An 8954-nucleotide genomic window follows, 5' to 3' on the forward strand; every position below is an offset into this window, starting at 1 on the left:
GGCCGCCGCCTCGCGCAGGGTGAGGAGGCCCGCCTCGGCCGCCATGCCGGCGGTGGCGAGATGGCGGCGATAGGCCCGCGCGCCGGGGCGCCCGTTGAACAGGCCGAGCATGTGCCGGGTATAGGCATGAAGCCGCAGGCCCCGCTGCAGCCCGTCGGCGATGATCGGCTCCAGCGCCGCGATCGCCGCGAAGGCGTCGGCCACGGGCGCCGGCTCGCCGAACAGCTCGGGATCGACGTCGAGCAGCAGCGACGGCTCGGTATAGGCGGCCCGACCGATCATGACGCCGTCGACCTCGGCGAGCCGGGCCTTGGCGTCGGCGATGCCGGCGATGCCGCCGTTGATCGCGATCGGCAGGTCCGGATGCGCCTGCTTCAGCCGGCCGACGCGGCCGTAATCGAGGGGCGGCACGTCCCGGTTCTCCCGCGGCGACAGGCCCTTCAGCCAAGCCTTGCGGGCATGCACGATGAGCCCGTCGGCGCCCGCCGCGACCACGGCGCCGGCCACCGCGTCGAGGGCCTCCTCGATGTCCTGGTCATCGACGCCCAGGCGGCACTTCACGGTGACGGGCACCGACACCGCCGCCTTCATCGCCGCCACACAGGCACCGACGAGGTCCGGTTCGCGCATCAGGCAGGCGCCGAAGCGCCCCTCCTGCACCCGGTCGGACGGGCAGCCGACATTGAGGTTGACCTCGGCATAGCCGAAATCGGCGGCGATCCGCGCCGCCGCCGCGAGGTCGCCGGGATTGGAGCCGCCGAGCTGCACGGCGACCGGATGCTCGCCGGCATCGAAGCCGAGCAGCCGCTCCCGGTCCCCGTGCAGCACGGCGCCGGTCGTCACCATCTCGGTGTAGAGCCGGGCGCGGCGCGAGAGCGTCCGGTGGAACGCGCGGCACTGCCGGTCGGTCCAGTCCATCATCGGCGCGACGCTGAAGCGCCACCCGCTGAGAGCGTCCAATTTGTCAGCCGGCGTCGACACCTGCGCCCTGTTCTGTCTCGAGTTCGGCCCGCGCCGGACCATCCGCGGGGTCCGTTGCGCGAGGCGGCTTGATCGGAAACGCACACGCCCGGGCCGGAGAGGCCGGCGCGTCCGGGTTCCGCCTCGCATCGATCCGCGAGTCGGAAGCCGTCGGCTGGGACGATGTCCGCGATGCGCGCCCGGATATCACGCCTCGCGAGGCCCTGAAAGGGAAGGGGCTGTCGTCGCAGGACCGGCGCGCGCTGGCTCGGCGCGAGCAATCAAGGACGAGGACAGGCGCCGGTCCGCGCGGCGCCGGGGAGACCTGAGATGACCTCGACCGGCTACGGCGCCGCGGGCGGCTGCTCGTCGTGAAGACGGAGAAAAGCCTCCGCGAAGGCCTCGGCGCCTTCTCGGGTCAGGCCGGTGACGACGAGACCTTGCGCGGTGACGGCCCAGAAGCCGTCGTCGTTCTGGAAGACGCTGATCGCCGTCAAGGGCCGCCTCCGAATGGGATCCCCGGACCAACGATCCCGCGCCGCCGCGTGTTCCGCATCGGCACGGCGGGGCTCGGGACCCGCGCCGCTCTTCGGTTCGCGGGCCCCTCGATGGCCCTCAATGGTCGTGGTGATGCCCGTGGCCATGGCTGTGTCCATGGTCGTGGCTGTGATCGTGCCCGCAGCCGCCGTGACCGTGGTCGTGCTTGTGGTCGTGCCCGTGGTCGTGCCCGTGATCATGGCCGTGCCCATGCCCATGGTCCTGATGCGCGTGGGCGTCGTGGCCGTGGTGGTCGTGGCCGCACTGGCTGTGGTCGTGGGCGGCCTTCTCCGGCTTGAACGGGCGGTTCACCGGAGCGGCCGTGCAGCCCGCACCGCGGACCAGTTCGGCGGCGTGGACCGGCACGTAGAGCACGTCCGCGCCGACCTCGGCGGGAACGTGCTCGCCGCCGAGCTGCCAGGCGAGGCGCAGCAGACGGGCCGGGTTGCCGGCGCGGACTTCCAGCAGCGCTTCCTCGGCGGCGCGCACGCCGACGAGGCGCCCGTCCTCGAGCTTCAGCGCGTCGCCGTCCTCGAGGCCCGCGGCGCGGTCCAGGGCGAGATCGATGGCGAGCCCGCCCGCCGTGGTGAGGTGCGCGTGCGCCTGGCCCCGGGCGGCGTGGTCGAGGGTCACCGTGTCGACGACGAGATCGGGCCGGACGGCGGCCTTGCGGACGATCAGGCTGGCTTTGGGCATGGTGGTCCTCGGTCATGAGCCCGTCGGCGACAGGCCGGAGGCGGGCGATTTTGCAACAGGCGTGTCCTCAGATGGCAGGCAGCGGGCGAAAAGTCATGCTCCGATGCAACCTGCCCCAATCTTGGCCGTTTCATGTGCCGTCGATGACAGCCGGTGACAAACCAAGGCCAAACGGTGCCCCGCGCCGGCAAAAGGCCCGATCGCCGATGCACAAGGGAGTTCGGACCACCATGAAGAGACTCATCGCCGCCGCCCTCGCGGGCAGCCTCGCGCTCTCGCTCGGTGCCTGCAACACGCCTCAGGATCGTGCGCTGGGCGGTGCGGCCCTCGGTGCGGGCCTCGGCGCCGCGGTCGGCGGCCTCGCCACGGGCCGCGCGGGCGGTGCGCTGGCCGGTGCCGCGATCGGCGGCGCGGGCGGCGCCATCGCCGGTGCCGCCACGGCGCCGCGCTGCCCCTACGGCACCTTCCGTGACGAGTACGGCAACGTTTACTGCCGCTGATCGCGAGCCGGTTCTCGCGGGAAGGGCCGGGGCGATCGCTCCGGCCCTTTTCCTTTGCGGTCGGTTGAAGCACCGGGCTTGCGCTGCGGTCCGGTTTGCGGCGTTAAACCGTCACGAGCGCTCCCGCCGAATGATCTCGGAACCGTCCTTGGCCGTCTTGGAAACCTCATGTCTGTGCTGTCTCCCGGCGGACGGCTCCCGATGAGCACCGGCCTGTGGGGCAAGATCGGCGGGGCCGGGATCGGCGTGCTGGTCGGCGGGCCGATCGGGGCGCTGGTGGGGAGCGTCGCCGGCCACTTCCTCGTCGATCGCGAGGGCGCGCCCTTCGGGCCGACGCCCCGGGACGTGGTGTTCACGACGGGCCTCGTGGCGCTCGCGGCGAAGATGGCGAAGTCCGACGGCGTCGTCACCCAATCCGAGGTCCAGGCGTTCGAGCGGGTGGTGCAGGTCGAGCCCGAGGCGCATGCGGGCGTCCAGCGCCTGTTCGACCTCGCTAAGGCGACGACCGACGGCTTCGAGGCCTATGCCGGCCAGCTCGCCTCGACCTTCGGCGAGGAGCCGGCCCTGCTCGAGGACGTGCTCGACGGCCTGTTCCACATCGCCACCGCCGACGGGGCGATCCACGAGGGCGAGGAGAGCTACCTGCGCGCGGTGGCCGGCATCTTCGGCCTCGACGAGACCGCCTTCCGCCGGATCGCCGCCCGGCACGTCCGCCTCGCCGACGACCCCTACCTCGTGCTCGGCCTCGAACCGTCGGCCGACGCCGCCGCCCTCAAGGCGCAGTATCGGCGGCTGGTGGCCGAGAACCACCCCGACCGGGCGCTGGCCCGCGGCCTGCCGCCGGAGGCGGTGGCGATCGCCACCCACCGGCTCGCCGCCATCAACGCCGCCTGGGACCGGATCGCGGCCGAGCGGGGGCTGACGTGAGCTTCGCCCCCGACAGCCCGCTCGTGCAGGCGGTCGTCGCCTCGCCCAACCGCGGGGCGCGGGCCGGCGACGCCCTCGACATGCTGATCCTGCACTACACCGGGATGCCAACGGCGGAGGGCGCGCTGGAGCGGCTCCGCGACCCGGCGGCGGAAGTCTCGGCCCATTACTTCGTGTTCGAGGACGGGCGCGTCGTGCAGATGGTGCCGGAGGCCGAACGGGCCTGGCACGCGGGGGCCGGAGCCTGGGCGGGGGTGCGCGACATCAATTCCCGCTCCATCGGCATCGAGATCGCCCATCCCGGCCATGCCGGCGGCCTGCCGCCCTATCCGGAGGCGCAGATCGCGGCGGTGGCCCGGCTCGCCCGCGACATCGTCGTCCGGCGCGCGATCCCCGCTCCCCGCGTCCTCGCCCACTCGGACGTGGCGCCCGCCCGCAAGGAGGATCCGGGCGAGACCTTCCCCTGGGAGCGGCTGGCGCGGGAGGGGGTCGGGCACTGGGTGCCGCCCGCGCCCGTGCGCGACGGGCGCTTCCTCGCCATGGGGGATACGGGCCAGCCGGTCGAGGCGCTGCAGGCGATGCTCGCCCTCTACGGCTATGAGCAGCCGGTCACCGGCGGGTTCGACACGGCGATGCGCGCGGTCGTGACCGCCTTCCAGCGCCATTTCCGGCCGGCCCGCATCGACGGCGTCGCGGATTCCTCCACCATCACGACCCTGCGCGATCTGATCGCCGCGCAGCCGGCCTGAACCCGGCGAGCGCATCACCCTGGATACCGGATCCGAGATAATGCGCTAAACCCCTGATGTTGCATCGTCTTTCTCCGAGAGCCGGCAACCACCTTTCGGGACGATGCTCCGGCCGGGAAAAATTCGGAAAGATTTTCGGCCGCCCGACGTTTCGTCGCCACCGTCACATCGGCACGGGTGGGCGTCGGGCCCGTTTTCCTTCATGTTCGTGTTTCACTGGATCGTCGGCGTCCTGGTCGGCGCGGTACTGCTCGCCGGCCTGGCTCGGCGCCTTCGCGCACCCTATCCCGCCTTCCTGGCGCTCGGCGGCGTGGGCCTCGCCTTCATCCCCGGCGTGCCGAGTCTCAGCCTCGACCCCGAACTGGCGCTCGCCCTGTTCCTCGCGCCGGTGCTGATGGATGCGGGCTACAGCACCTCGCTGCGCGACCTCGTGCGCAATGCCCGCCCCATCGCCGGGCTCGCCGTGGGGGCGGTCGCGGCGACGACGGCGGCGGTCGCGGCGGTCGCGATGTGGCTCGTCCCGGAGATGCCGCTCGCCGCCGCCATCGTGCTCGGCGCGGTGGTGGCTCCGCCCGACGCGGTGGCGGCGCTCTCGGTGCTCGGCCACGTCTCGCTGCCGCACCGCCTCGCCACGATCCTGCGGGGCGAGAGCCTCCTGAACGACGCCGCTTCCCTGATGATCTACCGGCTCGGCGTCGCCGCAGCGGTCACCGGCCATTTCTCCCTCGTTGAGGTGGCGCCGGCCTTCGCGATCGGCGTCGTCGGCAGCCTCGTGGCGGGGCCGCTCGCCGCGCTCGTCTACCTGCGGATCCTGCGCCGCGTCGAGGAGCCGATGAGCGTCATCGTGCTGCAGTTCTCGGCCGCCTTCGGCCTCTGGATCGCCGCCGAGGCGCTGGAACTGTCCGGCGTCCTGACCGTGGTGAGCTTCGCGATCACCGTGGCCCGCCATGCCCCCGGCCAGACCTCGCCGCGCCTGCGGGTGATCTCGAACGCGGTCTGGGACACGGCGATCTTCGTGCTCAACGTTCTCGCCTTCGTGCTGATCGGCGAGCAGATCGGGCCGATCCTCGCGCGGATGACGCCCGAGCAGGAAATCGCCTACATCTCCGTCGCGGGGGCGGTGGTCGTCACCGTCATCCTCGTGCGCATCGCCTGGGTGCTTCCGGCGAGCGCCATCCGCCGCGTCGGCTTCGGCACCAGACCCGTGCATCCGGACGACCTGCGCCAGAACCGCGAACTCGGTCTCGGCGCGGGCTTCGCCGTGTCGTGGTCGGGGATGCGCGGCCTCGTCACCGTCGCCACGGCCCTGGCCCTGCCCGAGGGCGGTCCCGGCGGAGCCGGATTCCCCTATCGCGACCTGATCGTGCTCACCGCCTTCTGCGTGGTGATCGGCACGCTGGTGGTCCAGGGCCTGACCCTGCGCCCGATCCTGGCCCGTCTCGGCCTGGAGGATTCCGATCCGGTCGGCCGTGAGGTCGGCCGAGCCCGGGCCGAGGCCTACGGGGCCGCGGTCGAGGCCCTGAGCAGCGACCGGTCGGAGGCGGCGGATGCCCTGCGCCGGGAGTTCCACGCGGCCCTGGCCGAGGCCGAGGCGCACGAGGACGGTCTCGCCCCCGAAGGGCTGCCGACCGACGAGCCCCGCCGCCGCGCGATCCGGGCCGCCCGCGACCGGCTTTTCACGCTGCGCCGCAACGGCCGGATCGGCGATGACGCCTACTTCGTCCTGGAGGAGGAACTCGATTGGGCGGAACTCAATGCGACCCCGCGCGGTGAGGCGTGACGGGTCAGCGACGGCCGGGGGGTGGGATTTTCGTTCCTGGGGTATGCCACTCTAAGGATGGATCGGAGGTGCCGATCGGAATCCCTCGCCCGCGTTTCCGCTGTATGCTGCGTTATATTGTAAGTTGTCCCTCGAACATTGCGGATTGTGATACTTGATGATGTCGCGTGCTGCGGGTGAATATAATCTTCCAGGCGCGGACGGGCCGTTCGATCGGTCCGCGAGATTGAGTTCCGGTGCCGTGTCCGCAGGATTCAATGTGAACGTCAGAAAAGAACTGTGCAAGATTTTCAGATTCAACCGTAAATTCCGAACGAATTCCGAGCGAACGCGTTAAAGGTCGCGAACTCGGATCGGCGATGACAGGGAACGGCTGTCGGACGCGAGCCGGGAACGTCTTTCGCTCACAAAACACACCGTGGCGTGTGCCCTGCGGCGCGTCCGCGATCCCTCATGTCGTCCCGCCCTCCGCTCGCGCGGCCGGGCCGGGGTCAGATCCGATGCCGAAACCCATGTCCAAGCCGCTCACCCGACATCCGCAATCGCCGAGGCGGCCCGATGCCGTCATATCCTGCGTGGCCGGGCGTCCCTTCCGGGAGCGGCCGTGCTGATGGTTGCCAGTGCCGTCTGCCTCGTCACCGGTGTCGGACTGGCGGCCCAGGCGCACCGCTTCGGCGCGCGCTCGGCCTTCGCCGAATCCATGGCCGGCGCCCTGCTGATCCTCGGTCTCGCCCTGATCGGCGTCGGGTTGCCGGTCTTTCGATAGGACGTCGCCGTGTGGGGACAGCGCGTCGGAGACGCGGCGGCCCTTCAGGCGAGCATCACGATCCGCCGACGCCGCGGGCCGCGAGCCGCGCCTCGATCGCGTCCCAGACCGAGACCGCGAGATCCGGGCCGCCGAGCCGCTTGATCGTCCGGATGCCGGTGGGCGAGGTGACGTTGATCTCGGTGAGATGCCCGTCGATCACGTCGATGCCGACGAGGATCAGGCCGCGGCGTCTCAGTTCCGGGCCGATGGTGGCGCAGATCTCGCGCTCCCGCTCGGTCAGTTCGGAGGCGCCGGCCGCACCGCCGCGGACCATGTTGGAGCGAATGTCGCCCTTGGCCGGCACGCGGTTGATCGCGCCCATCGCCTCGCCGTCCACGAGGATGATGCGCTTGTCGCCCTCGGTGATCTTCTCCAGGAAGCGCTGCACCACCCATTGCTCGCGGAAGGTGGCGGAGAAAAGGTCGAACATCGAACCGAAATTCGGGTCCTCCTCCGAGACCCGGAACACCGCCGCGCCGCCATGCCCGTGCAGCGGCTTCATGGCGACGGTGCCGTGCTCCTTGCGGAACGCCTCGATCTCGGCGCGGTCGCGGGAGATCAGGGTCGGCGGCATGAGTTCGGGGAAGTCGAGGACGAACAGCTTTTCCGGCGCGTTCCGCACCTCGGCCGGGTCGTTCACCACCAGGGTGCGCGCGGCGACCTTTTCCAGCATGTGGGTGGCCGTGACATAGGCCATGTCGAAGGGCGGATCCTGGCGCATCAACACCACGTCGACCTGCGCGAGGTCGATGCGCTCCGGGCTCCCGAGGCGCGCATGTGCGCCCTCGACATCCTGCACGTTCACCGGCTGGGCGTAGGCCGTCACCAGCCGGCCCTGCATCGAGAGGCGGTCGGGCGTGTAGGTGTAGAGGGTGTGGCCCCGTGCCTGCGCCTCCAGCATCAGGCCGAAGGTGGTGTCGCCCGCGATGCGGATCGACTGGATCGGGTCCATCTGGACCGCGACGGTCAACGCCATGCTCGTCCCCGGATTGCTGCGCGTTCCGCCGGAACAGCGGGCTCACGGCGAGCCCGCTTCGTTCCGATCAAGGATCCTCTGCAAGGATCCTCAGATCGTCTTCTGCCTTAACGCTGGCCGCGGGGCTGCGAGGCACCCCCGGTGCGCCGGTCGTAGTCGCTGATCGCGGACTTGCACTCGGGCGAGAGGCGAGACCGGTTGCGGGTCATGCAGGCATCGGCATCCGGGCTGTTCGGATCGACGCCCGCGCAGAGCCGGAAATAGTCGTTGGCGCAGCCGAGCTGCAGCCCCTGATCCTCGCGCTGGGCCTGGGCCGGGCTTGCCGCGACCAGGGCCAGGAGCGCGAGAGGGGCCAGCCTCAGAGCCGCGGACGCGCCGCGCACCGGGCTGCCAAATCGTGAGAAGTCCGGACGCATCCTGCCTTGTCCTTCGCTCGATCCAAAATGAGTTGGCACCGCATATCGGGCATCGCCCCTCGTTAGCAAGCGCAGCACGGCGCCGCTGCGGCCGCACCGGCACGCGCCGTCCGGGCTCCCGAAAGCCCCGGAAAAGCGGCTCCGAAAAGAAGAGGCCCCGCTGCGGAGTCGCGCGGGGCCCAAGTCGAGGGAGGAAACGCCCGCCATGGGCAAAGCCAACTTCGCAAGGACTGTGCCGTCCGCGCGACAGGTGGGTGCGGAGACCGCCCGCCGGACCGCGTAGGGGCCCGAATGCCGCGTGCGCTGAAACACTCCGTTAACCACGTCGTGCTGAGCTTTGCCCGAGATCGCCCGGCCGGGGCGGGCCCGTCCCGCTCACGAGGAGCGCCCGCCCGACCCCGCCGACCCTTTCCGGGAGGCGACGGGCGGGAGCCGGCCGCCACACACATCGACGGGACAGGTTCATGCCCTCCTCCAAGACGTCCTCCCCCGCTCTGTCCGCGCCGCCGGCCCACCGGGAGCGCGGCGCGACAGCCGCCATCGTGCCCTTCGTTCCGGCAACGACCCGCCGGTTTCGCCGCGAGGCGGACGACGCGCCGCGCGGC

At 71.2% G+C, this 8954-nt stretch carries 10 protein-coding genes; 5 read left to right on the plus strand and 5 right to left on the minus strand.

Annotation, left to right across the window (positions count from 1 at the left end; translation table 11 throughout):
* The 3 genes from dusA to MFF42_RS21300 all read right to left on the minus strand — a co-directional run.
* Positions 1-981: tRNA dihydrouridine(20/20a) synthase DusA (gene dusA, locus MFF42_RS21290; RefSeq protein ID WP_283206910.1), on the minus strand; the 981-nt coding region annotated here is incomplete at its 3' end.
* 323 nt (positions 982-1304) lie between these two features.
* Positions 1305-1457: a hypothetical protein gene (locus tag MFF42_RS21295; RefSeq protein ID WP_238257547.1), complete on the minus strand. Its 153-nt coding sequence runs from the start codon at positions 1455-1457 to the stop codon at positions 1305-1307.
* Between the two features lie 118 nt (positions 1458-1575).
* Positions 1576-2193 (minus strand): urease accessory protein UreE, encoded by a 618-nt coding sequence (locus tag MFF42_RS21300; protein ID WP_238257548.1) that lies wholly within the window; start codon positions 2191-2193, stop codon positions 1576-1578.
* A gap of 230 nt (positions 2194-2423) precedes the next feature.
* Between MFF42_RS21300 and MFF42_RS21305 the strand changes: the two genes are divergently transcribed.
* The 5 genes from MFF42_RS21305 (at position 2424) to MFF42_RS21325 (ending at position 6915) form a co-directional block, all read left to right on the plus strand.
* Positions 2424-2693 carry a YMGG-like glycine zipper-containing protein gene (locus MFF42_RS21305; protein ID WP_012252649.1) on the plus strand — a complete coding sequence of 90 codons (270 nt, stop codon included), beginning with the start codon at positions 2424-2426 and terminating at the stop codon, positions 2691-2693.
* 201 nt (positions 2694-2894) lie between these two features.
* Entirely contained in the window at positions 2895-3620 is a 726-nt protein-coding gene (locus tag MFF42_RS21310) for a TerB family tellurite resistance protein (protein WP_238257550.1), read from the plus strand.
* Positions 3617-4369 (plus strand): N-acetylmuramoyl-L-alanine amidase, encoded by a 753-nt coding sequence (locus tag MFF42_RS21315; RefSeq protein ID WP_238257552.1) that lies wholly within the window; start codon positions 3617-3619, stop codon positions 4367-4369. Before MFF42_RS21310 ends, MFF42_RS21315 begins: the two co-directional genes overlap by 4 nt.
* A 202-nt stretch (positions 4370-4571) precedes the next feature.
* Complete coding sequence (locus MFF42_RS21320) at positions 4572-6149, plus strand: cation:proton antiporter (protein ID WP_238257554.1); 1578 nt, start codon at positions 4572-4574, stop codon at positions 6147-6149.
* 610 nt (positions 6150-6759) lie between these two features.
* Positions 6760-6915 carry a hypothetical protein gene (locus MFF42_RS21325; RefSeq protein ID WP_238257556.1) on the plus strand — a complete coding sequence of 52 codons (156 nt, stop codon included), beginning with the start codon at positions 6760-6762 and terminating at the stop codon, positions 6913-6915.
* Between the two features lie 55 nt (positions 6916-6970).
* On the opposite strand, the gene gshB is transcribed toward MFF42_RS21325, so the two are convergent.
* Both gshB and MFF42_RS21335 read right to left on the minus strand, forming a co-directional pair.
* Positions 6971-7933 carry a glutathione synthase gene (gshB, locus tag MFF42_RS21330; protein WP_238257558.1) on the minus strand — a complete coding sequence of 321 codons (963 nt, stop codon included), beginning with the start codon at positions 7931-7933 and terminating at the stop codon, positions 6971-6973.
* 107 nt (positions 7934-8040) lie between these two features.
* Positions 8041-8349, minus strand: coding sequence for a hypothetical protein (locus MFF42_RS21335; protein ID WP_238257560.1), 309 nt, complete (start codon positions 8347-8349; stop codon positions 8041-8043).
* Positions 8350-8954 lie beyond the last annotated feature (605 nt).

The sequence above is a fragment of the Methylorubrum podarium genome (assembly GCF_022179745.1).
GTDB lineage: Bacteria > Pseudomonadota > Alphaproteobacteria > Rhizobiales > Beijerinckiaceae > Methylobacterium > Methylobacterium podarium.